General features: G+C 47.6%; 27 protein-coding genes. 6 read left to right on the plus strand and 21 right to left on the minus strand.

The genetic code is table 11. The annotated features are described in order from the left end of the window. Positions 1–53: 53 nt before the first annotated feature. Both GS501_RS02520 and GS501_RS02525 read right to left on the minus strand, forming a co-directional pair. The gene (locus GS501_RS02520) at positions 54–752 is read right to left on the minus strand and encodes a glycosyl hydrolase 108 family protein (protein WP_160830285.1); all 699 of its coding nucleotides are present in this window, start codon (positions 750–752) and stop codon (positions 54–56) included. 299 nt (positions 753–1,051) lie between these two features. After that, positions 1,052–1,282 carry a hypothetical protein gene (locus tag GS501_RS02525; RefSeq protein ID WP_160830286.1) on the minus strand — a complete coding sequence of 77 codons (231 nt, stop codon included), beginning with the start codon at positions 1,280–1,282 and terminating at the stop codon, positions 1,052–1,054. Between the two features lie 109 nt (positions 1,283–1,391). On the opposite strand from GS501_RS02525, the gene GS501_RS02530 reads away from it, so the two are divergent. Continuing rightward, positions 1,392–2,135, plus strand: a complete 744-nt coding sequence (locus tag GS501_RS02530; RefSeq protein WP_160830287.1) for a DNA/RNA non-specific endonuclease — start codon at positions 1,392–1,394, stop codon at positions 2,133–2,135. 3 nt (positions 2,136–2,138) lie between these two features. Here GS501_RS02530 and GS501_RS02535 read toward each other — a convergent pair whose 3' ends face one another. From GS501_RS02535 to GS501_RS02575, 9 genes are all read right to left on the minus strand, one after another. Then, the gene (locus tag GS501_RS02535; RefSeq protein ID WP_160830288.1) at positions 2,139–2,474 is read right to left on the minus strand and encodes a hypothetical protein; all 336 of its coding nucleotides are present in this window, start codon (positions 2,472–2,474) and stop codon (positions 2,139–2,141) included. Positions 2,475–2,518: 44 nt separating this feature from the next. Further along, positions 2,519–2,938, minus strand: a complete 420-nt coding sequence (locus GS501_RS02540; protein WP_160830289.1) for a regulatory protein GemA — start codon at positions 2,936–2,938, stop codon at positions 2,519–2,521. Next, positions 2,925–3,251, minus strand: a complete 327-nt coding sequence (locus GS501_RS02545; RefSeq protein ID WP_160830290.1) for a hypothetical protein — start codon at positions 3,249–3,251, stop codon at positions 2,925–2,927. The genes GS501_RS02540 and GS501_RS02545 overlap by 14 nt, the downstream gene beginning before the upstream one ends. A gap of 4 nt (positions 3,252–3,255) precedes the next feature. Continuing rightward, a complete protein-coding gene (locus tag GS501_RS02550; protein ID WP_160830291.1) occupies positions 3,256–4,005 on the minus strand; it encodes a DUF3164 family protein in 750 nt (249 codons plus the stop codon). A 13-nt stretch (positions 4,006–4,018) separates the two neighbouring features. Beyond that, positions 4,019–4,417, minus strand: a complete 399-nt coding sequence (locus tag GS501_RS02555; RefSeq protein ID WP_160830292.1) for a hypothetical protein — start codon at positions 4,415–4,417, stop codon at positions 4,019–4,021. A 2-nt stretch (positions 4,418–4,419) separates the two neighbouring features. Next, positions 4,420–5,394: an AAA family ATPase gene (locus GS501_RS02560; protein ID WP_160830293.1), complete on the minus strand. Its 975-nt coding sequence runs from the start codon at positions 5,392–5,394 to the stop codon at positions 4,420–4,422. 57 nt (positions 5,395–5,451) lie between these two features. Beyond that, the gene (locus GS501_RS02565) at positions 5,452–7,362 is read right to left on the minus strand and encodes a transposase domain-containing protein (protein ID WP_160830294.1); all 1,911 of its coding nucleotides are present in this window, start codon (positions 7,360–7,362) and stop codon (positions 5,452–5,454) included. A gap of 2 nt (positions 7,363–7,364) precedes the next feature. After that, positions 7,365–7,826, minus strand: coding sequence for a phage regulatory CII family protein (locus tag GS501_RS02570; protein WP_202405269.1), 462 nt, complete (start codon positions 7,824–7,826; stop codon positions 7,365–7,367). Positions 7,827–8,091: 265 nt separating this feature from the next. Beyond that, positions 8,092–8,418 carry a helix-turn-helix domain-containing protein gene (locus GS501_RS02575; RefSeq protein WP_370517914.1) on the minus strand — a complete coding sequence of 109 codons (327 nt, stop codon included), beginning with the start codon at positions 8,416–8,418 and terminating at the stop codon, positions 8,092–8,094. Between the two features lie 175 nt (positions 8,419–8,593). On the opposite strand from GS501_RS02575, the gene GS501_RS02580 reads away from it, so the two are divergent. From GS501_RS02580 to GS501_RS02595, 4 genes are all read left to right on the plus strand, one after another. Further along, the gene (locus GS501_RS02580; RefSeq protein ID WP_160830296.1) at positions 8,594–9,343 is read left to right on the plus strand and encodes an XRE family transcriptional regulator; all 750 of its coding nucleotides are present in this window, start codon (positions 8,594–8,596) and stop codon (positions 9,341–9,343) included. 384 nt (positions 9,344–9,727) lie between these two features. Further along, the gene (locus GS501_RS02585) at positions 9,728–10,387 is read left to right on the plus strand and encodes an SDR family oxidoreductase (RefSeq protein WP_160830297.1); all 660 of its coding nucleotides are present in this window, start codon (positions 9,728–9,730) and stop codon (positions 10,385–10,387) included. 178 nt (positions 10,388–10,565) lie between these two features. Further along, positions 10,566–11,732, plus strand: coding sequence for an efflux RND transporter periplasmic adaptor subunit (locus tag GS501_RS02590; protein WP_160830298.1), 1,167 nt, complete (start codon positions 10,566–10,568; stop codon positions 11,730–11,732). Between the two features lie 6 nt (positions 11,733–11,738). Next, positions 11,739–14,804, plus strand: coding sequence for an efflux RND transporter permease subunit (locus tag GS501_RS02595; RefSeq protein WP_160830299.1), 3,066 nt, complete (start codon positions 11,739–11,741; stop codon positions 14,802–14,804). An 84-nt stretch (positions 14,805–14,888) separates the two neighbouring features. On the opposite strand, the gene GS501_RS02600 is transcribed toward GS501_RS02595, so the two are convergent. Further along, a complete protein-coding gene (locus tag GS501_RS02600) occupies positions 14,889–15,419 on the minus strand; it encodes a hypothetical protein (RefSeq protein WP_160830300.1) in 531 nt (176 codons plus the stop codon). Positions 15,420–15,672: 253 nt separating this feature from the next. Between GS501_RS02600 and GS501_RS02605 the strand changes: the two genes are divergently transcribed. Next, positions 15,673–18,312 (plus strand): M1 family metallopeptidase, encoded by a 2,640-nt coding sequence (locus GS501_RS02605; RefSeq protein WP_160830301.1) that lies wholly within the window; start codon positions 15,673–15,675, stop codon positions 18,310–18,312. Positions 18,313–18,650: 338 nt separating this feature from the next. Here the strand turns inward: GS501_RS02605 and GS501_RS02610 are convergent, their stop codons facing one another. The 9 genes from GS501_RS02610 to GS501_RS02650 all read right to left on the minus strand — a co-directional run bounded on the left by GS501_RS02610 (position 18,651) and on the right by GS501_RS02650 (position 26,547). Then, on the minus strand, positions 18,651–20,048 hold the full coding sequence (locus GS501_RS02610) for a lyase family protein (RefSeq protein ID WP_160830302.1): 1,398 nt from the start codon (positions 20,046–20,048) through the stop codon (positions 18,651–18,653). 77 nt (positions 20,049–20,125) lie between these two features. Next, a complete protein-coding gene (locus tag GS501_RS02615) occupies positions 20,126–21,784 on the minus strand; it encodes an NAD-dependent malic enzyme (RefSeq protein ID WP_160830303.1) in 1,659 nt (552 codons plus the stop codon). A 28-nt stretch (positions 21,785–21,812) separates the two neighbouring features. Then, a complete protein-coding gene (locus GS501_RS02620; RefSeq protein WP_160830304.1) occupies positions 21,813–22,100 on the minus strand; it encodes a hypothetical protein in 288 nt (95 codons plus the stop codon). Continuing rightward, entirely contained in the window at positions 22,097–22,840 is a 744-nt protein-coding gene (gene ccmI, locus GS501_RS02625; RefSeq protein ID WP_160830305.1) for a c-type cytochrome biogenesis protein CcmI, read from the minus strand. The genes GS501_RS02620 and ccmI overlap by 4 nt, the downstream gene beginning before the upstream one ends. 3 nt (positions 22,841–22,843) lie before the next feature. Beyond that, positions 22,844–23,308, minus strand: coding sequence for a cytochrome c-type biogenesis protein CcmH (locus GS501_RS02630; RefSeq protein ID WP_370517915.1), 465 nt, complete (start codon positions 23,306–23,308; stop codon positions 22,844–22,846). Beyond that, positions 23,305–23,865: a redoxin family protein gene (locus GS501_RS02635; protein ID WP_160830306.1), complete on the minus strand. Its 561-nt coding sequence runs from the start codon at positions 23,863–23,865 to the stop codon at positions 23,305–23,307. The genes GS501_RS02630 and GS501_RS02635 overlap by 4 nt, the downstream gene beginning before the upstream one ends. Beyond that, the gene (locus tag GS501_RS02640; RefSeq protein ID WP_160830307.1) at positions 23,856–25,850 is read right to left on the minus strand and encodes a heme lyase CcmF/NrfE family subunit; all 1,995 of its coding nucleotides are present in this window, start codon (positions 25,848–25,850) and stop codon (positions 23,856–23,858) included. Before GS501_RS02640 ends, GS501_RS02635 begins: the two co-directional genes overlap by 10 nt. Further along, positions 25,847–26,374: a cytochrome c maturation protein CcmE gene (ccmE, locus tag GS501_RS02645; protein ID WP_160830308.1), complete on the minus strand. Its 528-nt coding sequence runs from the start codon at positions 26,372–26,374 to the stop codon at positions 25,847–25,849. Before ccmE ends, GS501_RS02640 begins: the two co-directional genes overlap by 4 nt. Continuing rightward, positions 26,371–26,547 carry a hypothetical protein gene (locus GS501_RS02650; RefSeq protein ID WP_160830309.1) on the minus strand — a complete coding sequence of 59 codons (177 nt, stop codon included), beginning with the start codon at positions 26,545–26,547 and terminating at the stop codon, positions 26,371–26,373. Before GS501_RS02650 ends, ccmE begins: the two co-directional genes overlap by 4 nt. Positions 26,548–26,550: the final 3 nt, after the last annotated feature.

Below are 26,550 nucleotides of genomic sequence, written 5' to 3' on the forward strand. Positions count from 1 at the left end.
CGTCTGCGCTTTCACATAAAAGGCCGCTGCGCCCAGCAAGCCCGATCTTTCTGTCAAGCCAGCAGCGGCACGCACTTTTTATCAGCGAGCGATAACGCCAATTTTAGGCGTGCTCTGGCCCGTTCCAACCAACCTGATCCGAAGACTTTAAATTGAGATTTGCAGCGATAATCAGCCATTTGCAGGCTACTTAGGGCGTAGCATATCAACACAATACGCTGATTTTTCTGCTCAATAATGCTCAATGTCTGAGCATCCAATAGACCCGTCTGTGGGCATTCCAGCCGCGCTTGTAAATCTTGGATCATCACCGAAGAGCAATGCCGTCCGACATCGGTCAGCCGCACCGTATCAATAGCCCGCACTGTGCCGGGTCCAATGACACCATCCGTATCAACCTGGACAATCGTTTGAAGCAAACGTGCAGAGGTTTTAACCCCTGTGTTAAAACCGTGATCGAACACTAACGCGTCAAGACCTGCCGGGAGCTGGTTACAGCGCATCGGCTGCCAGAAATAACGTTCCGCCAAGGCTCTGTAATCGTCTTCACTGAGCGTTTTCATTTGTTGGGAAGAGACACACAGCCCACGGTCTCGACACACCAATGGAGCAGAGAGACCGTATTTCGTGCCAACTAATCGACCAGAGCCGATGCGGCCACCGGTCCAGTTGCCTGGATCAGCCCGGTTGGAGGAATATCCTCCCTCATATTTCAGCGTAAAATTTAAAGTCTCAGTCAGGCTCGTTTTCATACCTGACAGAATAAAAAATTAAGAGCATTCTGCTCAGGTATCCACCCTTTACCCCGATACGCACGGGAGGGGGTGAGAGTGACTTAAAACACTCTGCAAATAGCTTTTTAATGCCGTTTAAACTATTTTAAAAATCAATCAAACAAGTTCATTTGGCGTTCATCGGTAATCCGGTTCCGTCGGGCCGCGACTTCACCTCTGATTTGATAGAGAACACCATGGATCTGTGGCCTAGACACCCCAACTCGAATTACAATTTCATTATGTGAAAATCCCATAAGAGCCAACCGTCTTATGCGTCACGCTTTTAACATGGGCACGCCATAATGATCACCACCGTAACGGTCCGATAAGCATTGAGCTAACGGCACGCCCCATGTCTTAGCGAGATTACTTTTCTCAACTCTGACAGCAGGTACCCATATTTTCTGACCGGCGCACGCTTCGACAAAAGAGAATGTTTGTTCTTCTCCTACCACGTCGGCAATCCAGCTGACCTCAACCGGCACTGGGACACTAAAATCCGCCACTGCCACAACTCCTAATATTCCGCAGAAATTCAGTCTTTATTATAAAAGAAATACGCTTCGAGTACAAAAGAAAACGACAGTTTTAATTGAGATATGTTAGGCAGTTCTCATGACAAGGCTTCTTATCTTGTGCGCGTTTTTCTGGTCTGATGCGGCTATGGCTGATTGTCCTCAATTCTTTGTGGGAGGTCAGCCTCCTCAAGCAGGGCAGTTATTATGTAATGCAGGTTATGCTGTCGGCTATTCAACTATCTACAAAGCGCCGCTCTGGGCTGCTGAACATTTAACGGATGAGAGCGTTCCAAAGGCACTTGCCTTGCATGGACGTACTACATTCTCAATTGACTACCGGCTGCCAGAAGAAGGCCAAACAGGGAAAGTCGATTTTCACGACACCATTTACGCTCGTGGCCATCAAGCCCCATCAGGGGATATGCCGGATTGGCCAACGCGCATTCAGACATACTTCTATTCCAACGTTGTCGCACAGGACGAGCAAATGAATAGTGGTCCATGGAACCAAATTGAACAAGATACGCGGCAGGCCGCAATCAATGATGGGGAGATTTATGTTGTGACAGGGCCTGTGTTCCCAGCGATACCCCAAAGAATAGGGCCTGATCGGATGGCCGTGCCAATGGCGATGTTTAAATTGGTTTATGATGCGTTAGACGGTGGAACGGCTGCCATCATCTGCCAAAACAATACGCCAGCCCATTGTCGTCAACTCACGCCAGAAGCCCTTGAAGCAACCATAGGCTTCGACCCTATGCCAGGGCTCTCTGGGCATGAAAAAACCATCCCCTTAATGATAAAAGGATGGTCTAAAGTTATTCGACGATCTCAATATTGAGTCTTATTCAGCTTCTTCATCTAAGCGCATCTGCTCTTCAGCGGCAATGTCTTGCATTTCGTCACAAAAGGACTCCCATTTACTGGCGCTTTCATCTGTCAAATAAAGGGTTTTCTGCCCCTTCATAACGCTGACACGCCCCTCATCATCCGTGGCCAGTGGGTATTGAACCTTCCTATCGTCTACTTTGGTTTCAATAACCACATCCACGATCAACTTAGGATGGCCTTTTTTCCCTACCTTGATGGTTTTTCTTCCAAAATGGAAAGTCACCTCGACAGGATAAGGCCCCTCTTTTCTCTTCGGGTCATAAGCTTCTAACGCAACGGTTCGTTCCATGATGTGTCTCCCTGAGGGTTTCATTACTCTACAAACGTGTCGTTCTATGCTCGTTTGCGCTTCTGCATGGCTTTTAAAGCCTCAATCACCTGTTGAGCCTTCTGATCATCAAGGAAGTTCGGATCAGAGACGCCTGTCATACGCTCGACAAACACCCGCAACCCAGCCCGCGATCCCTTGCACGCCAAATGATCCCGTAAGCTTCCCCAAAGAACGAAGATTTTCCGCACAGAAGCTCGATTAGCCGCAACATAACGCTTCTTCCTGGGGGATTTCTCCCATCCCAATCGCTTAAATTCAGCCAGAACATCATTCAGCTGCTTCTCTGTCATACCCCTGGCAGAGTTTTGTCCTGCGATCCGGTGAAGAAGAGAGCGATAGCTCTCATCCTCAAGGGCAAGGTCTTTCTTAGCAATATGGACCAGAGCCAGAAGCCTCTTCTGATCCTGCCTAGAATGTCTCATGCGCCCAGTCATAAGATTTACCCCGTCTTAATTTACGGATAGCCTTGTTATTTTTAATAAGCTCGTTAATACGCGTCGCCGTAATCGTAGCGACATCTCTTACGGGGATAGGATACCACTCAATGGGATACATTTCCCGTTCCAGACGAAGGAAATAGGAAATCATTCCTGAAAGAGCGCCTTCTTGAAATTTTGGGCTTTTCCCAGCCTTGTTTGCTGCATTTAGATATTCGGTAATAATCTTATCCAAAGAAAGTATTCTAAATTCGAATTCTTTCTTAATTAAAGAAACGTTCCCATCAAATTCAGCCATGATTTTATACCTCCAGCGACGAATAATTGAGGTCAATCAGTTGCCAAGCTTCCCGAGGCGTCTCGCGCGTGTAGAACCGCATATAACGGCGTGGTGCTACATTTTTGATGGCGTCTCTCAAGGCTCTCTGAGCAGCAGGCCATTTGGGGTGATTAATATCCAGCGTCACCAATCTAAGAATGCGACTTGTCGACATTTGACCCGTTAACTGATTACGCACAAAGGCTTGATCTACGATCTGACGAAGCCCCGCTGATGCGCCGTCCATCAGATCATCCATCACTTCACGCACTAACGCTTCAGCGGCTATAATGGCCGGTGCGACGTTCTTTTGATCAACGATAGTGATCTGGACTTTCCGTAAGCTGTCCAACGTTTCTAATTCGGCCCCGCCACGAGTTCCACCTACACGTGCGCCATAATGTTCCACGATAAGATCACGGATCAGGTCAAATTCAACAAAGTCTTTCTTTTTGGCGTCCTTCATCATTTGTTGCATAGTTGAAGCAGCCTCTACACACTCAGATACCCAATCATGGACAAGAACATCCTGAGGCTTAAAGCTTTCAATCGCGCGTTGATGGCCATTATAATAAGTGATCTTCCGACCCGGTTTTGTCGCCTTGTCCAACAAGGCTTTCTTCTGCATTTCAGTCATGATCTCTGTTCCGAAAATCTCGCTTTGCCCTGGCACCGGCGCTCCTGGAGGCGCTATGATGTCAGACATTATTGTGAAGCTATTCTTGACACTCATGGTCAGCGCCCCTTCAGTATCGAGCCCCAATCAGCTGTTCCATCATGCGAGCCCTCCGTGCCTTGGAAAGGAGAAATCCTCGCAAACCCGGCACGATACATTTTGCCGCGCGACGCTCCAGCTTCTCAGCAACGGTGAGCGGTAATTCAGCTTTCTCCAGCTCTTCCACCACACAACCCAATTGATCATTCGGGTTTAGGCTCATGAGAAAACTCAGCACTATCCGCTGGAACCAACGATCATGCGGTAAGAATGGGTCATGTCTTTCTAGGAACGCACTGAACAATCCCACCTGTTCGTATGGATCGGTGTTTTTGCGGAGATACGCGACGGTAGCGTCTCGGATAAGCTCAAGATCACCATGTGAACCCATCGCATCTGAAAGCTTTTGAATAAGGGTTTTCTTAGCCATGATTACGCCTCCTTCTTGAAGGAAGGTACTGGTTTCATTGTCAGCTCTTTCCATGCTGACTGCACATCATCAAGAGACAATTCATCTCTATGATCGGCTCGGCATAGCTGCACAGCGTATCTCAAAACCTTATTCATTGTCCGCAGCGCCCCCTGCTGGGAGGCAATCGCAGTGACTAACAGACGCAAATTTTGGTTCTCGAGCTGCCATGCATTCAATAATGCCTCTACATCGCCACGCGAGCATTTCTTGCGGTCCTTGCGAATACCGATGCGACTAAATAGCTGGGCATGCGTATCCAAACGCCCAATGCCCTCTATGCGCCCTCGCAATGGTTCATTGCCACTAAACACCACACCAATCTCTGCCTGATCGTGAATAGCTCTGATCTGATCAATCGCATCTGTGGAGAGGTGTTGGGCTTCATCGATAATGAGTAGCCCTTGTGAGCCTTTCACTCGTCGAACGATGGCACGCAGCCAACTTCCGTCATTTCGACTAACGTCCCCCAATACAAAAGCAATTTCCTTGAGTGCTTTTAGGGGCGTTTTCATGCTTGGATCAGCAGTCACGACCCATACATTTACACCTCGGTTAGCATAGGTATTAGCGGCAAAGGTTTTACCAACACCAGCGCCGCCGGTAATCAACCCAATATCTGGTGTAAATTGGCTATGGGTAAATACTAGCTCAAAGGTTGTGTAAGCAGGCGTTTCAACCCAACTTGGCACTCGCATGGAAGAAGCAAGAGTCCGCTCTCGTATCGTGCGAGCATCCAGCCACTTGCTGATCTTTGCCTCCACTTTTTCGAGGATTCCCTTATAAGTTCCGCTAAGCCATAGACTTAATGTGCTAGATGGAATCCCAATCTGTTCACCCGCAACTCGTTGCGAGATACGGTCTTCTTCCATTGCTTGCCGGACCCGCTCAACCAGTTCTTTGCTTGTGTCTACGGAAATTTTGTGTGTATCTACCATAGTCTGAATGCCTACCTATCATTTAGACAGGTCATCGGGTGGCTGCCCGGTGACCACTTACTGATCAGACTTGATCAGCCTCAACAGTCGAGCGTTACGCCCAACTTCTTCCTCATCATCAGCGATAAAGGCAGGTTCTACCGCCAAGGCAGCGGCACCGCTTGTCTGTGGCCTAAAAGGTCGAACCACCTTGCTTTCAAGGAATTCCTTTTCCGGTTCCTGCGGCGTGCAGTGATCAGCTAATTGCTGAGGCGTCATCTGCACTTCCGCATCCCGCTGTTCTTTAGCTGCTCGCATAAACTGCCGTCGTGCGCGGCCATGCGTCTGAGCAGCTTGCTGGTCTGCAAATCCAACCGCGTCCACACACTCTGCCGAGCAAAGATAAGCACCACTTTGCAGATAAACGTGAACAGGTTGGTGCATATTTTCTGGGTCGAAGCGAACCACAAGGTTCTGCCCTCGATGCTCCAGAAGCTCAGAGGACCAGTAGCGGTTACCGAGTAATCTTAGCGATCCATCGCGTGTATTGGCCCGTTGCCCTTCAGCAGCGAGTAACCATAGCCGCCGTTGTTCTGCTGTTGCCTTGGTAATCGCAGAGGCCGCGTAAGACTCAGCAAACACTTCATCAAAAGAGCGTATCCCAGCGCAAACAGCGCTCCGCCGTCCCTTACGGGCATTATGCTCGGCAATACCTTCTGCGACGACCGCTAAAAACTCTTCAATCGAGACAGCCTTAGAAGCGTAATTCTCCGGTTTTGTCACAGGGCTATTACCCGTATAAGCGCCTTCAAAACGTGGATGCTTAGCAATGCTCTGAGCAAAATCCCGCCACGCCCGTTCAATCGGTTTTGACTGCCCAGCGTAAGGCGTGGCCCAGTGCACCTGAACCCCTAGTTGAGGAAGTAAACCAAGCGGCTCTTCTTCTCTGACCTTAAAACGAAACCTATTCGGTATTCCGCCCGTCAGCCATTTACTGGCGAAGTTACGTCCGTTATCCAGAAAACACATTTCTGGGATGCCGTAATCTTCCACCAGATCACCAAAGGCTAGTCGTACAGCTTCAGTGTTCTCGGAACGATCAACCCGCCATGAGAGAATTTTCCCAGAATAGAGATCCTGAAATCCTACCATCACAGGGCGGCCAATCGTATTATCAGGCCATTTGACAAACACATCCCAGCGGTGCCCGTCTGAGTTCACAGCCTGTAAGGCATGAAACACAGTCCGGTCACGTTCTTGTGCGGGGTAGAGTTGTTTCAGCCGCTGCATCCCGTCACGAGATAACACCCTAACTTCTACAGGAAGCTCCTGTATCCGTCGGTAAAGTGTTTTCTCACACGGTAATGTAATGCCATGCTCATCTGCCTTGGCGACAATGCGTCGATAGCAGTCCGAAAAGCGGGGCTGAGAGAGCCGCAGATAATCCGCCTTAAGCATCTCCCAGAGATCCTCTGGGATATCGATTTTCTTGCGACCGGCTCGTTGAGCTCCATCCGCTAAAGCAGGGAGCCAGTCCGTTCGTGCAATGCCGCGAACTTTGCGAAGATTAGTGTATAATGTGCGCCGTGCTATTCCACTAGTCTCGATAATAGCAGCGACAGCTTCACCTTTCTTCACACCACTATCAACCAGCGTTTGATACGCCATTAAAATGCGATGGTTTCGCTGTGCACGCTCCTTAGCACTATCACTCAGGCGTTCATAATTCTGCCAGAGAACCGAACTGCTTTCTTCTTTCTGAGGAACGATAGAGGTCTTGAGAGCCAGAGCAACTTTAGTTCCAAGCGGGAACATGTCGGTATTAAATTCATATCCACCACCACGACCTGATCGAATACGCCACAATTCTCCTTCGCGCCGTGGATCAAGCCATCCTTCATTTTCTGCACGTAAGTGTAAACCTCGGACAGTTGTTGGTATGCCAGGTAATTTGAGGTTCGTCAGCTCGGCTGAACTTAACCACGCCATCTTCATCTCCCCAGCATCATAGAGCGCTGCAAGGCACGCTTGCGACGGGCGACGTCATGTTGATGAGCATCAAGATAAGCCAGCTCGACAACAGGGAGATAACGCCGGTCAATCACAGCTAAACCACGCGACATGCAAAGAAATTCGAGCAAGCGTCTGTCGCCCGTTACATTCATCAAAGCATCAAAACGGGGCACACTGATCTGGTGACGTTCACGGGCTGGACTTGCATAAGCATTGAGAACATTCTCACTAATGCGGATGCCCATGACATCGCCCATTCGTTCCGCCACCTCAGCTCTGGAAAATGAACATTCATCCAAGGAAACCGAAATTGCACGACTCAACCGATGTTCAAACGAGTTTCCACGGATCAGCCTCTCATCAAAAGAGGCATGGGTAATCGGAGCTTGCCAACTCAGCAGATCAAGCTGCTCGCTATGTTCAATCCGCCCCCGTTTCATGACACATTACCATGATGCAACTTGGCGTAGATATCGAACAGCTCGAACACTTCTTCCCGAGTGCAATCCAGAGCGCAGAGTAAATCAAGGAATGTTACGCAATTCATGGCGAAAGCGCCTCTTTCATGCTGAGATAGGCTATTATTTAAAATGCCTACGGCAGCAGCCAATTCCTTCTGAGTAAGTCCTCTGTCAAACCGTTTGCCGCGGAGTCAGCGGCCAATGCTCTTCTGCATTTTCTCGCGGTATTTTTTCCTCGACATGTTCATGTTGCACCGCCGCTTTTACGAAGATTAACACTCTGTCTTGCTGCTATCGCTCTATCCGTACGGAATGAAACGGGAGTACCATCACGATGATAACGGTCTGGCCATATTTCATGGGCGGGAGAGCCTAGCTCATGAGCCAAACGGCCCTCCATGGGAACAGAATAGCCCGGTTGATTAATTGTATTGGGAATGGCTGTTCTCGAAACACCCCAAAGGCGTCCCAATGCGGCCATACTGCCATAACGCTTTCTAAGTATTGCCCTGATATCTTCAGGGTGCATTCCAGTGCGTTTTTGTGCCATAATACCTACCTCGAAACTCACTACCCGGTGGCTGCCGGGTTTCTTTTTTACAACCTCAACGGTAACTCAACCGGGGCTACGTCCTGTATTATGCACTATAAAAATAGCGATGCAACAATAAAATATCGCTTCAATGTTCAGTTTGTTGTTTGTCTTGTGGATGAAACTTTAAAATCCGCAGAAATCAGCTGTATTTTTGTTGGATAATTTTATGTCGAAAAATTTCAAAGATGAAGCGTTAAACCTTGAAGAGAAAGACTTTGCCAGTAGGTTTCGTATCGTCGTGGAGAAAGCCGGTGGGTTTTCTGCTTTATCTCGTTCCGTTGGCATATCGCCAGCGTCTGTAACGAACTATTTAAAAGGCCAAAAACCAAAGATAGATGTCGCTATAAAAATAGCGCGATCATGTGGGGTTGATCCAGCTTGGCTGATACTGGGGATTGATGAGAATAAAACAGAAGAAAGCTTATCCGTTCCACTTAAAGTAGATGGCTTGCCAGAGTCAGAGTTAATTCAAATACCGCTATTCAATATAGAAGCATCAGCAGGTAACGGCCTCATCCCTTCGGAATGGGAACATGCCGAGATGGTCCCGATCTCCCGAGATTTTATACACCAGCTCTTAGGAATGGTGCCCAAAAGCGTTTTCATGATGCGAGTACAGGGAGATAGTATGGCTCCCACTATTTATTCTAGGGATACCCTTTTTGTGGATTATGCCCCTCGGAGGCTTACACAAGGCATTTATGTCATGCGTGCTGGAGAAACCACGCTAGTAAAGCGCCTTGGCGTCAAAGACCCATGGACCTACTCAATCATCAGTGACAACCCAGTCTATCCATCATTTGACATCCCTATGGAAAAAACATGCTGGGGTAACGCTAACACAGAAGCTGATCTCAGGATCGTAGGGCGTGTTGTTGGTGTATTTCATGATTTTGATTGAAAGGCGTTTAAAACGGTTTTCAAACGCATAAAAAAGACTAGAGAAGAAATGCATACCATTCTGTCTCTAGTCTCAAAAAGTGCCGTTAATTTCTTCCTGGACAGTTTTCGCCTGCATGCCGATTAACTCATACTGCAAAGCGAATTTTTCCTAGAAAACTACCATTCCTTATCCCGATACGTCCCGGCATATCCCGGTTTATCCCACATCCTCTCCAGTGTTATTCTTTCTGTCCCCTTACATAGAGGATAATGGTGCGTGTTTTACGATAGTTATGATTGGATGCTGGGTTGGTGAGAATGCATACCGAACATAATATTATGTGTTTGGTTTTTATACCACTCTCTCTACTTTAGGTGCGACAATGATGAGGGAGATGTTAGGATGTCGCAGAAAATTTTGGTTATTGGTGCTGCTGGAAAAGTGGGAAAGCGCCTTGTGCCATTACTCGTAAAAGCAGGTCATCAACCCTTTGCGATGCACCGTCGTCCAGAGCAGTCCAAAGCGTTAGAAAATGCTGGGGCTGTGCCTGTTTTGGCTAATTTAGCTGAATTATCCGTCGAAGGTTTGGCTGCATTGATGGAAGGGATGGATGCGGTTGTTTTTTCAGCAGGTGCTGGCGGGGCAAGCATTGAGTTGATCAATGCTATTGATGGAGAAGGGTTGAAGCGGAGTGTGGATGCTGCTCATAAAGCGGGGGTAGGACGTTTTCTCCATGTGTCGGCCTATCCGAAGTCTTGGCGAGAAGAACCATACTCTAAGGTATTTGAACATTATTTCTATGTAAAAAAACAGACGGATATTTACGTTACAGAGAGTGAACTTGATTGGGTCATATTGCGTCCGTCTACACTCAGTGACGAACCTGGCAAAGGGCGTATTAAGGCTGGTCTTGCTGTGCCGTACGGTATTATTTGTCGTGATGATGTGGCAGCGACATTAGTGGTTTTAACAAATATGCCTAAAATATCACGCCGTATTATTGAGATGACTGACGGTGATGATGTAATTAGTGAGTCTCTGCAACAATTCATGAACAAATAAAATTTATGTATTAATGATAATAATTATTATCAGTATGATTTTCATTTGTTGTTATGTAGTGTAGAGTGCATTATTCAATGGAATAAAGGGGAGGAATATGCTTTAAGGGGCGATCTTTTTTTGTCAAAAGAGGAAAATGACTGTGCCTCAAAGGAAGTCTTTAACTAAGGGGAGGTTGATGTCTTCTCTTATCCTAACTTTGCTTCCCATGATGGTTGGGTTTTCCTTAGCGTCTTCTGCTTTAGCTGAAGAGCTTCCTTTTTGGCGCCAACCTGTCGTCTTGAGCGTGGAAGCACAACGTAATGAGGGGCTGCACTATGCTCCCGTCACGCTAGGTGATATTGCGCCGCATATTTCAGCAATGGCGAGCATTCTTGCTAATCGAGCAGGTTCCGTGGCGATTCATCCAGCGGGTGAGGGTAAAGTCGCTGAGATTCTTGCTCTCCCGGGGCAAATTGTTCGTAAAGGTCAAGGGCTTCTTGTCTATACAGATCACTCATTACATGAGTTGCATTTGGCGATGGAGCAAGCTTCTTCACGGTTAGAAAAAGCTCAAGCTTTTCTGAAAGATGCACGTTTTTCCTATCAACGTGGCGTTAGCTTATTAGGGGCAAGTGTCTCTCAAGGTGAGTTAAGCACTCGGCGTGCACGGTTGAATGCCGCACAAAGTGATGTTGAATCACAGCGTGCTGAAATTCAGATGTTAGAGCATAGAATGACAGATGAATTTACATCGCCGACGGAGAAAATCATACGAGATGAAACGTCCTTATTAAAATCTCCGGTTGATGGAAGCGTGGAGGAGATCAATACCGCTGTAAATAATACCATTACGCCGAGTGATATCGTTATCAGTGTGACGGATACATCGACAATTTGGGCGGTTGCATTTGTACGCCAGGAAGATATCGCTCAAATTTCTTTGGGAAGCACGATGATTTTGTCGCCTGCAGGGGCGATGGCCATGCCTTCTTTTACGACATACGTAAAAACCATTGAGAGTGTTGTCGATCCCATGACGGGGCTAGTACGCGTTATGGCTACCTTGAATGATCCGACGCATCGCTTCCGCCCAGGAATGCAGCTCGATGCGACACTTTTATCATCGCATCCCGTTCATGGGCTGATCATTCCAGCTGCCGCCCTACAGGAAGTTAGTGGCCATATGCTTGTTTATACAAAGGTGGGTCAGGATCATTTTCAACCCCACATGGTTGTGCCTGTCGTAGAGTTGAATGACCATGTGGTTGTGACGGGTGATATTAAGCCGAATGATCAGGTGGTTGCTCAAGGCAGTTTTTCATTAAAATCGGTGGCGTTCTCAGCAAATATGGAAGGGGAATAACGCCTCATGTTTGCTGCGTTTCAGAAGCAAAGATTCTTTATTATTGGGTGTGTTGTAGCGCTATGGGGCGTTGGTGTCTTCTGTATGGACACCCTGCCTGTTGAGCCTGTCCCCGATATATCACCTAAACAAGTTCTCGTGTCTGCAACGGTTCCGGATTTAGCAACTGAGGAAGTAGAAAAGCTCATTACGTTTCCTGTTGAAGCGAGTTTGACCGGCATAAAAGGGGTCACCGATTTGCGGTCAGTGTCGCGGACGGGGGTATCCGCCATTTATCTGCAATTTGATGACGCAACAGATATTGATCAGGATCGTACCTTTGTTGCTGAATGTCTGCAGGAGGCACATGACACTATTGCTGTGCCTGGTGTCTCCCTAACACTGGGACCGCGTGCAACAGGCATGGGTGAGATCATGCAATTTCAGATCAAAGGGCGTGGTTATTCGCTGATGGATCTGAACAGGCTTATGCGTTGGAAGGTGGTTCCACAATTGAAGCTCGTGCCTGGTGTGGCCGATGTGAATGTGAACGGGGGAACAGAGGAAACCTTTCAGGTTGCTTTAGATCCCGTTAGGTTGAGGACGTATGGTTTAACGGTCTCTGATGTTTATCAGGCAATTGATAGAAATAATCAGTCTGCCGGCGGTGGTTGGATTGTCCATCAAGCTGAACAACAGGTCGTTGTGGGGCGTGCTTTAATCAGTACTCTTAACGAGTTTGCTAATATCCCACTGAAAATCACGCCAAGCGGTCCGGTGGTGCGATTGAAAGACGTCGGGGATATTTCTCAAGCTCCACGGACACAGCTTGGAGCAGTGACACGTGACGGAAAAGGGGAGATCGTCACAGGATCTGTTTTAATGCAAGCCGATGCGAGTTCTAACGCTGTCTTGGCAGCAATACACAAAGCATGGCCTATCATTCTGCAGTCTCTGCCACAGAATGTTACCTTAGAGACTTTTTATCAAAGGTCTACTTTAACGCATGAGACGATCACGACGGTTAAAGATAATCTGCTTTTAGGCGCGGGATTGGTTGTTGTTGTCCTAATTGTGATTTTAGGCGAATGGCGTGCATCTTTGGTCATTGCATCGGCCATTCCAGCGGCTTTGTGCGCAGCGATGATAGGAATGCGTTATTTTGGGGTATCGGCGAACCTATTGAGCTTGGGTGCAATCGATTTTGGTATGATTGTCGATAGCTCTCTTGTGGTGGTCGAGCATTTCATCAATCGTCGTCGAGAAAAAATAATAAGTGAAACCGTAGCAGAAACAGCGATTGAGTCTGCACGTGCTGTTGTGAAGCCGGTTAGCTTCGCCATTTTTGTTATTATTCTGGTTTATCTTCCCATTCTGACGCTGGAAGATATTGAAGGAAAGATGTTCCGCCCCATGGCCCAAACAGTGGTTATGGCGCTTCTAGCATCGCTCGTTTACTGCTTCGCTGTTATTCCTGTTCTTTCCGTATTATTGCTTCATAACGTTAATAAAGGGCATGAAACACGCGTTATTACATTTTTACATCATTATTATACGCTGTTTCTGACGTGGAGCTTATCACACCGCAAGCTTGTCTTAAGTGCTATGCTTTGTGGATGCGCTGGGGCGGGTTTGTTGGCGCTCCATCTGGGAGGTGAGTTTGTCCCGCAATTAGAAGAAGGTGATGTCACAGTGACGGCCGTGCGCTTACCGAGCGCGTCGTTACCAACCGTTTTGGACGCCCTTAAAAAGCAAGAAACAATTTTGCGGTCCTTCCCAGAGGTGAAGACGGTTGTGACGACAACAGGAACCTCTGCCATACCGACGGATCCAATGGGTGTTAATGAGTCTGATAGCTATGTGCTGCTAAAGCCGCGTTCTGAATGGTCTGTGGGGCAAACACAAGCACATCTCGTTGCTCAGATGGCTGAAACGCTTGAGGAAAAACTCCCTAGTGCAGACTATGAATGGTCCCAGCCAATTCAAATGAGAATGGATGATCTTTTAGCCGGGGTGAGAACACAACTGGCGATTTCCATTTACGGCAATGACCTGCAAGAGTTGGATCGTCTTTCTCATCATTTGACAGGAATTCTAACAAAAATTCCTGGTGCTGTAGATGTAGCCCCCCAAGGGGCGGGGACAGTGCCTTTTATTCATATTGATGTCGATCGTGAGGCCGCAGCACGACATGGCGTGCAAGTGACGGATGTCATGGATCAGATCAGCGCTATCGGTGGGTGGATTGGCACATCGTTGATGACGGGGCAAGCCATCATCCCTACGCAGATCCGCTTGAAACCTGAAGTTATCCATTCTGTTGAGACGATTAAAGGATTGCCTATAAGAAGAGCTGATGGATCGGGGTGGATACCATTGTCTGATGTTGCGCGGATTTCGGTCGAGAATGGTGTCTCGCGCATTGATAGAGACCATTTGCAGCGGCGTGTTGTTGTCCAAGCCAATGTTAGAGGGCGTGATGTGAGTTCCTTTGTTGCGGAAGCACAGAAAACGGTGGAACGTGATATGCCGCTCCCAGCAGGATACCACATTGAGTGGGCTGGGCAGTTTCGTAATCTCAATTCCGCTCTTGCACGTCTTTCAATCGTGCTGCCGATTGCCTTAGTGCTTATTTTTGGGCTGCTCGTAGTAGCCCTAGAATCCGTCGGGGCTGCTGCTCTGATTTTTGTTAATTTGCCGGTAGCTGCGAGTGGCGGTGTTTTTGCCCTCTACGGACGAGATATGCCATTTAGTATTGCTGCCGGGATTGGGTTTATCGCTTTATTTGGTGTCGCTATTTTGAATGGTGTTGTTTTAGTAAGCCAAATACAGACGTTACGAAAACAGGGAATAAATGTACGTCGTGCAGTTATAGACGCAACACAATCACGTTTTCGGCCTGTTGTGGCGACGGCAAGTGTGGCGAGTATTGGGTTTTTTCCTATGGCTTTTTCTGGGAGCATGGGAGCTGAAGTTGAGAAGCCACTGGCAACTGTTGTGATTGGTGGCCTTTTAACCTCCACCTTACTCACATTGTGCGTTCTCCCAACTCTTTATATTTGGTTTTTTGAACGCCATTCGTTTGAAGCCTAAGTGGAGTCCTGGAAAGCCCATGATACGACATATAAGAGTTTTCCCTTTGTTTTTTCTTGCGGGTAACATGAGCTTTAGGAAGAGTTAATCGTTTTGTTCTTGTTTTTCAGCCGTATCGATAGCGTGTTGTTGTGTATTCAATTCATTCATGACTTGTTGAAGGGGAGTTCCGTGATGAATTTTGATGGCACTATCGATAATAACATTTGTAAGATCAGGGCCTAATTCTTCGGCTTTTCCAGCATTTTCAGCTTTTTGATGTTCAGCAATTAAACGATGCAAATCATCAAGGGTAAATTTTTGGTTGTTTAGTGCTGTTACGATGGGATGGATATTGTTAAAAAACTCTGCGTTGTCTGTATCGGGGTGATGCGCGTCTGAAACAGTTTGATCGAAAATCTCATTGAGAGCGGTGGCTGTTTTCCCATCTTTAACGCCGATACTGAACCAATATTTTGTATCATTAGGTGGAATTCCAGCATCGCTGAAGCTCTTCAAAACATCAGGAGAGGGAGGTGTTATTGTGGCTTGTGTTGGGCTTGCCGGAGGCTGAGCATAGGCTCCTCCACTGACAAGTAATGTAGCTGCTGTAATGAATACCGCGATTCTATTCATGAAGCCTCCTTCGGCGAGCTTATATGATCTTCTTGATGGACGTTTCTTACGATAGATAATTTTAAAAAGATGGTTTTTATATGTAAAAATCATGAGGTCCAAATTGCTGGGAGACAGGGAGCTTATAAGGAGTGGTTTATTCACGATTATATTTTAATAATAATTCATCTTTTATATGAGGTAGGGTAATGCATTTCTGATTGATCTGACTTAGCCTCTTCAAGTGGGAATATCTTCATAGAAGAATGAGCATATGAAAAAATATTTATTATTAACAACGATTGCTTTGATAGCGAGCTGGGAAGGGAAAATGGCCTATGCAGAGGCGCCTTTTTCGTTTTCAACGACCCCAGGGCAGCTCCCTAAAAATGTAGTACCTTCCTATTATGATTTAGATCTCAGGTTAGATCCGCAAGCCCTTTTAATGAAAGGCCATGAAGCTGTCACGATAGATGTGTCATCCCCAACGCGATCCATCACGTTGAATCAAGCAGGGTTACAGATTTTTCATGTTTCTTGTGATGATCAAAGCGCTAAGGCCGTTATTAAAGATGACAAGCAGCAAACAGCGACGTTCCGTTTTGTGCATCCGCTTCGACGTGGCAAACATATTTTACGCTTAGATTATACAGGGCCTATATTAGACACGCCCAATGGGCTTTATCATGATGATTATCAAGATGCTGAGGGGCATACGCACCGTTTACTCGTAACGCAGTTTGAAGTTGCTGATGCACGGCGTATGCTCCCTGTTTGGGATGAGCCGGCATTTAAGGCGCGTTTTGATGTGACGGTTACACTGCCGGCTTATGAGCATGCTGTGAGTAATATGCCGATTGCACGGGAGCGGGCTATTGGAGCTGGATGGAAAAGTGTTTTCTTCCAAACGACGCCACGCATGTCGAGCTATCTGTTAGCTTTTGTTGCTGGCGATATCTCGTCTGTTCGAACAGAAAGTTCGGGAGTTGATCTGAGTGTTTATGCGCCTTCAGGCCGGCAGAGCCAAGGAGACTATGCGCTTCACGCGGCTGCAGATATTCTGCCTTATTATAACGATTATTTCGGCGTGCGTTATCCATTACCGAAAATGGATATGCTCGCGATCCCCGGCAATTACCAGGCTGGCGCGATGGAGAACTGGGGGGCGCTCACATATATTGATAATTATCTCTTGTTTGATCCGAAGAATAGCACGCCATACACAGGTGAGATGATTTATGAGGTTGTCGCACATGAGATGGCCCACCAATGGTCAGGTGATTTGGTCACGATGGGGTGGTGGAATAATCTTTGGTTAAATGAAGGTTTTGCCAGCTGGATGGAGATTAAAGCAGCAGATAAATTTAATCCAGAATGGCAGCTTTGGCCACGCCAACATGCAACGCGTGAGGCTACCATGGCGGTTGACGCGTTATCGACAACGCATCCGATTCAGCAGCCCATTCATAATGTGGAGGAAGCGGAGACGGTATTCGATAATATCAGCTATGGTAAGGGCGAGCAGGTTATCCGCATGTTAGAAGGGTGGCTTGGCGAGGAAAATTTCCGTGATGGAATGCGGCGTTACATGCGCGATCATGCCTATGGAAATACGACAAGCCAAGACCTATGGAATGCTCTGTCGTTTGTATCTGGTCGTGATGTTACGAATGTTGCACGGAGCTTCACGGAACAAAAAGGATTTCCACAAATAAATGTTTCATTAACATGCCATAATAACAAGGGAATTTACAAAATTACACAAAAACGTTTTACGATCCATGACCGTAATGCGCAGCCATTATTTTGGGATATTCCTATTGTTTCCAGAAATTTTTATGGAAAACCACAAACGTCTGTATTGAAAGGGAATAGTAGTCTTTCGTTTATAGGGTCATGTGATAAACCATGGATATTTAACGAAGGAGAAAGTGGGTATTATCGTGTAAATTATGATAAAGTCTCATTTTCTTTAATAAAGAAAAACTTTAATGCTTTATCACCTGTTGATCAGGTTAATATTTTAGGTGATCAATATGCATTATTCTCCTCTGGTCAGAAAACATTAGATTTTTACTTTAATTTGTTAGGGGGTCTTCCTGATTCTCAAAAAAAGAATATTTCTCTTGTTGATGAAATGTTCGATCGTTTTACAGAATTAGATCAATTTGAACAAAACAAAGCCAGTCAGCCAGAGTTCCATAAATTTGTTCAACGTATATTAATGCCGATATTCCAGAAAGTCGGATGGGATCAAAAACAAGGTGAAAGTGAGCTGGATGCGATCATGCGACCGCGGCTTATCACCATGCTAGGGCTTGCTGAAGACCCAGCGATTATACAAGAGGTAATGAAACGCTTTAAGCAATGGAGTAATGCCCCTGAGTCATTATCTCCGACCCTTGTCGGGCCTGTCACACTCTTAGTGGCTCGTCATGCTGATGAAGCGATTTGGTCCTTGTTGGTGGATCGCCTTCAGAATGCAACGAGTACGGAAGTGAAGCTCCGTTTATTCAATGCACTGTCTTATGTTACGAATCCTCAATTAATTGAGAAAACCATTCATTTGGCGTATAGCGGTGTCATTCCTAATGGTCGTATTGATCGTGTATTGGCGATTATAGGTGCCCATAGCGGGGACCCTCAGTTTGCTTGGCAGATTATTGTACAGCATAAACAGGAAATTCGTCAGCATTTAACGCCTGATGCGCAGAATGTCTTCTTGGCAGACATAGCTCGTTATGTTGGCGGGGCTGAGGTTATCTCTGATCTAAAAGAAGATGCACGTCAGCGCCATAATCGAGGCACTGATATTGCTACAGCACGGGCATTAGAAACAATTGAAGCACGTGAAGAGCTTAAACTGCGTGCGGTGAAGCAGTTTGATGCATGGGAAAAAGGGCATGAGCAGTGAGGTTCTTTCAGGAGGTACAGGGGAGTTTTGTGCTGTTTGTGCCACATATTCGTGCGCGGAGAGAGAAGGCCTTCTTTTGCGAAGAAAGAAGTTGATAGAGCGATAGGGCGGTGATATTTTAAAATTGATAATGATTATCATTATCAAAAGTCATCCGCACATACATCATACAGCGAGAAGGGAAGATTTTCTTCTCGCTGTATGATGTGCTGACTGTGTGAGAGTGCGTCCTGTAGGATATGTTTAAAGAACGCATATAGTCTATGGGTAAACGCCATAAGTCTTGTGCAATGTATCTTATGCACAAGACCTTTTCCGTAAAGAAACTATGTATTGACTTACAGTGTAATATTAGGATGAAGCATTAGATGTGGGTCGGCGATACGGTCATAGTCTTCGGCTGTCATCACACCAAGGTCCAAAGCACTTTGACGCGGAGATAATCCCTTTTCCATAGCATGATGGGCCACCTGTGACGCTTTATCGTAACCGATAGCAGGGGAGAGAGCTGTGACAAGCACCAGAGAATGTTCTAGAGCTTCTTTGATATGTGTCTCGTTAGCTTCTATTCCCTCAATGAGGAACTTACAGAAATTGTTCATACCATCATGAAGAAGTGTCATGCTCTGCATGATGTTATGGATGATGAGTGGTTTGTAGGCGTTCATATCAAGCATACCACTCGCGCCCCCCATACCAACAGCAACATCATTGCTCATCACTTGTAGACATAGCATTGTCAGGGCTTCAGCCTGTGTCGGGTTGATTTTCCCTGGCATAATGGATGAGCCAGGTTCATTGGTGGGTAGAGTAAGTTCTCCTAACCCAGCACGAGGGCCACAGGCTAATAAGCGAATATCGTTTGCAATTTTAAAAAGGCTATTGGCGAGGCCACGTAAACAACTTGAGAGATGAACAAGCGAATCATGGGCTCCTTGGAGAGCAAATTTGTTCGTCCCGCTCGTAAATTTGAGCTTTGTTAAGCGTGTGATTTCTGCGCAGGCACGCTCTGCAAACTCTTCGTCTGTATTAACTCCCGTTCCCAGAGCGGTACCACCTAATGCAAGGGGGAGAAGAGCATCACGTGCTTGCTCTAGTCGGTCAATATGCTCGTCAAGCATACCGACATAGCCATACCATTCCTGCCCAAGCGTAATGGGCACTGCATCTTGTAAATGTGTGCGGCCAACCTTAACGATTTTTTCCCACTGTTTAGATTTTTTCGCCATGGCATTGCGTAAGCGCGTTAGTGCTGGGAGTAGCTGACGGTGCACACCAATGACGCTTGCAATATGCATTGCACTTGGGAAGGTATCATTGGTGGATTGGGCCATATTAACGTCATCATTAGGATGCAATGGCGTTTTGCTCCCTAATTTATAGCCTTCAATTTGGCTTGCACGGTTTGCAATGACTTCGTTGATATTCATGTTGAACTGTGTGCCAGATCCCGTCATCCAAACATGCAGCGGGAACATGCGGTCATGCATTCCACTCATGATTTCGTCACAAATAACGAGGATGAGATCTTTTTTCTTTTTGGAAAGGCGGCCACTTTCGGCGTTTGAGACAGCGCAAGCACGTTTAATGATGGCATAGGCTTCAATCATCTCGCGTGGGATGATTTCACGACCAATGCTGAAATAATGCAGAGAGCGTTGAGTTTGAGCGCCCCAGAGTACGTCATTGGGGACCTCAATTTCGCCCAAACCGTCCGTTTCTGTGCGTGTGCTCATGAGGGATTTTCCTACTGGTGACAATATGATGTTTCTATGAAGCAAGAATGCCGCATGACGCGGCATAAAACTGGTTGTTAGGCTGGGACATAGGAGGAGTAGAGGGGAGCCCAACTTAATTCTGCGAGGCGCTGGTTAAGCGTGGCGTCATCAAAATCAGGGCACAGTTTTTCTTCGCGCGCTTGGTAGGCCACAGCGCGTGCGACAGCAAGAGCGACATTTTTCATCTCTTCTAGTGGAGGGAGTAATGAGGCTTGCTCGGGATGATCAGCGGAGTGTTCTGCAATGGCTTGTGCTGCTTTCATAAGCATGCGGTCGCTGATTTGTTGTGTATGACAAGCCAGAGCGCCAAGCCCTAATCCCGGGAAAATATAGGCATTATTGGTTTGATCAATGGGAATGGTGCGGCCATTGATATGGACTGGAGCAAATGGACTTCCTGTGCTGACGAGCGCACGCCCATCGGTCCAATGCAAAATGTCCTCCGGAGTGGCTTCGACATGGCTGGTCGGATTAGAGAGTGGGAAGATTAAAGGACGGTCACAATGAGCCGCCATTGTCCGAATGATTTCTTCACTGAAGATATCGGCCTGTCCGGAGACGCCAATAAGGATTGTGGGTTTCTCGTCAGAAATGACTGAAGCGAGGTCACGCCCTTGTCCGTTGGAGGAGGGTTCGTGTCGGGCAAATGGTTTTTGGCCTTGGGTAAGGTTCGGCATATCCTGGGTGAGGAGACCAGGACGATCCAAAATAAAGAAGAGCGCACGTGCTTCTTCTTCCTTCAGGCCGTCAGCCAGAAGAGCTTGGAAAAGTTGATTAGCGATTCCACATCCTGCAGACCCACCTCCAACAATGACGATGCGTTGTTGGGCGAGCGTTTGTTTATTGGCTTTGACGCCGCTTAGAATCGCTGCTGTTGTGATGGCGGCTGTGCCTTGAATATCGTCATTGAAACTTGGCAGGGCCTCTCGGTAGCGCTGCAAGAGGGGGGCGGCATTGGGGCCTGCAAAATCTTCCCAATGAAGTAAAATGGAAGGCCAGCGTTTTTTTATGGCTGTGACAAATTCTTCTACGAATTGTGCATAGGCTTCCCCGCGTAAGCGAGGCGAACGAGAGCCAATATAGGAAGGATCATCGCGCAGGGCTGTATTATTGGTGCCGACGTCAAGCGTAACAGGCAGCAATAGTTCGGGGTTAAGTCCAGCACAGGCCGTGTAGAGAGAAATTTTACCGATGGGAATGCCCATCCCATTGGCCCCGAGATCGCCCAAACCAAGGATACGCTCACCGTCTGTAACGATAATAAGGCGAATGTTATCATATTCGGAGGAAGCGATCAGATCAGCAATGTGGCCTTTATGTTCAGCAGACAGGAAGAGTCCACGTGGGCGTTGCCATATCTTAGAAAATTCTTGGCATGCTTGCCCGACTCCAGGGGTATAAACAAGGGGCATCATTTCACGTAAATGCCGATCTAACAGTGCGTAGAAAAGGGTTTCGTTACTGTCCTGGATGGTGCGAAGCGTGACGTGACGGCTGAGAGTGTCTGGTTGCGCCATAACATTGCTGTATGCCTGAGCCACTTGCTCATCAAGTGTATGGACAGCCACAGGAAGACGGCCATGGAGATGAAAAAGGCTGCGTTCTTCGTTTGAAAAGGCCGTTCCCTTGTTGAGCAAGGGAGTGTCAAGTAATGCCTGACCAGAGACCGAAAGACGACGTGATGATTGTGGCATGATGACCCTTCCTTTTAAATGAGTGAAATTATTTAGAGCAGATCCAACGATCTGTACTGAAGCGGTATTGAGCAAAGACGAAACCGACGCCTAATCCTCCAAGAGCGAAAAGTGCATTCCAAAAGGAAAGAGGAATGAGGAGAGAAGATACAACGAGTGCTAAAATTAAGCCGAGCGCACTATAAAGAATATTCTCACGTCGGAGCGGACCAAAACGTTTTTCAGCTTTGCAATGAACACAATAGGCAGCTGTTGTACTAATGGTTTTATGACAGCATGGGCAGCGCATAACACCTTGAGAGGTCGGGAAGATCACGGTTCTGTCTGATCCTTTTCATGTTCACCAGCGGCAATACGCGCCTCGACAGCCAAGCGCCACGGAGCATTCGGAGGCGCCGTAGCAAGGGCGCGATGGTATAAGGAGAGGGCATCCGCTGTCACGTGCCCAGCATTGCGCGTTTCGAGCTCTGCAATGTTCAGAGCAAGCTCAGCTGTAAAAGAAACATCTAGAGCGGCTTTCCAATCAAGAATTGTCTGGTCAGTGAGGCCCATTTCGGCTTCGAGCTGTCCCCTTTTGAGGTGTAGGGCAGCATAATGTGGGTCTTGAGGGGAAAGGTGAGCCAGTTTTGTATTGAGGTCTTCTAAGAGTGTCGTTGATGATTGGGCAAGTGATGGTGTTGGCCCGCGCGTGTCTGCTGATTGAGAGGATAAAAAAGGAAGGCCATTAACACTGTAAAGAAGTAATGCAAGGATGGGTATCAAGAGCAGAGAACTTATGGTGATAAGGAAATGAGCGCGTCTTCCCGATAGGCCTGCCTCAGGCGGGGCCGCTGTACTATCCAGTAAATGGCGCTGGGCTTCCAAGCGTGCAGCTTCGTAATGTGTGTCGTCAATTAAACGAGCTTGATGATCTTTTTGGAGGCTTTTGAGTTGGTCCCGATAAAAATCAGCAGCTGGGTCTTGGGTCTGCCTTTGGATTGTAGCGCGACGCCAAAAGCTCAGCCCAAGTGGAATGAGAATGAGGAGTGTGAAGAGGAGAAAGCCGAAAAAGAACAAAAATCAATCTCCCGTCAGAAGTTTATGAAGGCGCGCTTTTTCCTCACCCGATAGGGGAGGAAGAGGTAAAGGGTGGTGACGACGTCTCCAAAGACGACGGGCTAGGAGAAGAGCCCCTCCTAAGGAAAGGATGGGCATGAGCCATAATAAGGCGGTACCACGATCAAAAACAGGCTTCAGTCGAATAAAATCGCCATAACGATGGGTCATCCACTTTAAGATATCATGTGACGTGCGACCCTGCGAAACTTGCTGGCGCACAATTTGACGCAGGTCTCTTGCTAAGGGGGCGCTACTATCTTCGATGCTCTCATTTTGACACACAAGGCATCGCAATTGGCGCCCTACTTCCTCTGCTTGTGCTTCTTGTTGAGGGTTCGGGAGGAGCTCACGCGGGCTTTCAACACTCCATGCCTGATGAGAGAAGGCCATGAGCATGACAAGGAGTAGCCCAAATTTTTGTCTCACGGAGTGAGCTCCAAAAGTGGAAGCACCTCTCGAGTGATGACCTCTTGATTGAGCCCTGCGCTGTTATGCCAAACAATTCTTCCCCCGGGGAAGATCAAGAATGATTCAGGCACACCGCTTACGCCCCAATCAATGGCAATTTTTCCAGAAAAATCATGGCCGACACGTTGATAGGGTTGGTCATTGCGGTTGAGGAAGGCGCTAACACGCTCTGCTTTGTCTTCATAGACGATACCCCAAATATCGACATGTGTGGAAAGTTCTTTCAGGAGGGGAAGTTCAGTCACGCATGGAATGCACCATGACGCTAAGAAATTGATCAAAACAGGATGATCTTGTTGTCTCAAGGTTGGAGCATCAAAACTGGGTGGAAGTCCAGGCAGAGAAGGTAGATTGGCAAAGTCAGGGATAGGTTGATTGAGCATTGGGGTGTGAATAGCGCGCGGGTCATAATCCCCTTGCTGCATGCGGCTCAACATGCGTGCACAGCCTACAGCAAAGGCTGTTATGCCAACGGCAGGAATGACAGCGAGGAGATGGCGGCGTGTCACAGGCATGGTGTATGATCTCTCGATACGGCAGTGCGGTGTGTCTTCTGAAGGTTGTTTTGCTTACTATAACGGAAGCGGTGATATGGTAGAGAGAGAAGGCCGCCTAGCGCCATGATTAATCCGCCTATCCAGATCCACGGAGCAAGAGGATTATCATGAAGGCGGAGAATATAGGTTTCTGGATTTGTGTGTTGAACGCCGCCAAAGACCGCATAGAGATCGCCCCGAATTGAGGAGTGGATCGCCACTTCTGAGGTGCTCTGATGAGGGGTTATAAAAGTGCGGAGTGAGGGATGCAGTGTGGCGACCTCTTTCCCTTGATGGGAGACGAGAATATCTGCTTGCAGTGCTTGATAGTTGGGGCCGTTTAGAGAGCGAACGGAGGTTAGCAGCCAGTCATTTCCTTCGAGTTGATGATGTTCCCCAATATGGGAGGCGACAATGGCATGTTGTGCTGTATCCATGCCGCAAATACCTAAAATGGTCACGCCTACGCCAATATGGGCCAGACAGGCTCCCCATATCCCACGAGGAAGGTGCCGGAGTGTATGGACAGCACGCAGGCGCATGACGACATCCGTTATACTGGAGGTGATGACCCAGAGTGCCAAACAAGCGGCACTAAAGGCCAGTATGTTTCTGAAATTCCAGTAGAGCGGAATGGCGGTGATCAGTGTGAGAAAAAACGCTGGGCGAAGACGTTTAAAAGTTCGTCCTAGAGAAGCATGCCGCCAGGAGAGGGAGGTGCCTATTCCCATTCCGAAGAGCAGCGGGAGGACAAGCGGTATGGTTGTACTGTCGAAAAAAGGCTTTCCAACAGAAAGGGTGCGCCCAAAAAGAAGCTGCATGAACGGTGGGTATAGAGTTCCTGTCAGGACAACAGCGCACAGTGAACAGAGGAGGATATTATTAAAAACGAGTGCGTTTTCACGTGAAACGGGGGAGAATAACGGACCGTTATTGAGTGTGGGGGCTCGCCAGGCAAAAAGAAAGAGTGCACCGCCAGAGATAAGACCGAGCAACGAGAGGATAAAGATCCCGCGTGCAGGGTCGTTCGCGAAGGCGTGGACGGAGTTAAGAATGCCAGAACGGACAAGAAATGTGCCGGAGAGCGAGAAAGAAAAACTCGCAATAGCCAGAAAGACAGTCCAAATTTTGAGGCCATTGCGCTTTTCAGTCACAATGGCTGAATGAAGAAGCGCGGTGCCACTGAGCCAAGGGATGAGCGATGCATTTTCGACAGGATCCCAGAACCAGTAACCGCCCCAACCAAGCACATAATAAGACCACCATGACCCCAAGGTGATGCCGCAGGTGAGAAGGGCCCATGCGGCAACAGTCCAGGGGCGAACCCATCGACCCCACAGAGAATTGACGTTTCCAGAAATCAGTGCGGCTACGGCAAAGGCGAAGGGCACAGCAAACCCAACATAACCAGCGTAAAGAATAGGTGGGTGAAACGCCAAGCCAGGGTCTTGTAGGAGTGGATTCATCCCAAGCCCATCAGCTGGCATAGGGATAAGGCGTGTAAAAGGGTTAGACGTCAGGAGGCAAAAAAGCTGGAAGCCCCCAGAAATTAAACCGAGTATGGCTAATACATAGGCACGAAATAAAGATGTAAGGCCAGTCTTATGGTGCCCAGAGCAGGCAACGGCTGCTCCGCAGAGACTTAAAATAACGATCCAGAGTAAAATAGACCCTTCGTGATTTCCCCAAACGCCAGCAATTTTATACAGCATGGGTTTGTTCAAGGCTGAGTTCTCAGCGATATTTTTTACAGAAAAATCATCTCTGACAGCGGCTAAGATAAGACAGATGAAAGAGAGAAGAAGCGCACCGCATTGAGAAATGGCGAGAGGAACGGCAAGTGTTGCGAGACTTCGTAACGAACGACATTTGCCTAAAAAGGGAAGTGTTCCTTGAAACAGAGCCAAAACACAGCCGAGGGCTAGGGCATAGTGTCCTTCTTCTGGGCCAAAAAGTTCCATCATGGGTGTTGATCGTGAGATGTGGCGGTCATGCGGTTCCAACTCGCGGCGTCAGGGGGAGGGCCAAAGCGAGGATCCCATTTTCCACTTCGTTTCAGCGCATCCGCAACCTCTTTCGGCATATAGGTTTCGTCATGTTTGGCGAGAACTTCTTGAGCCTTGAAACTTTGATCAGTCTGAAGCTCTCCGACGGCGACAACACTTTGCCCTTCGCGGAAAAGGTCTGGCAGAATACCGGTATAGTGAACGGTAATGGCGACTTGGCCATCAGTAACATCAAAGGTTGTGTCGGGTGTATTAGGATGATGATGTAGAGACCCTGCAACAACCATCCCGCCAAGTCGAACAACACGTGATGGATGTGGGGGATGGTCACGCAGTTGCGATGGAGCCATGAAGAAGACGATATTACTCGAAAAGGCGTTAAGAACCAGAAAGGTAGCGCTTCCTAAACAGAGAAGAGACGCACATAGAATCCACAGGCGGGTCGTTTTTCGAGAGGGCTTAAGAAGAGGGGAACGACTCATGAAGGCGTTTGTTCTTTAACGGCAGAGGATTTTTTTAAAAGAGCTAATCGCCGAGAGGCATGGTTGAAGCGGCGTATCGCTAGGAAGGCTAGGGCGATGATCCACAATGATGTGAGGCTATAGCTTGCGAGAACGAAGCCCCATATATGCAGCCATGAAGAAGAGAGGGTCATGAT

Origin of the sequence: Saccharibacter sp. 17.LH.SD, from assembly GCF_009834805.1 — a bacterium.
GTDB lineage: Bacteria > Pseudomonadota > Alphaproteobacteria > Acetobacterales > Acetobacteraceae > Saccharibacter.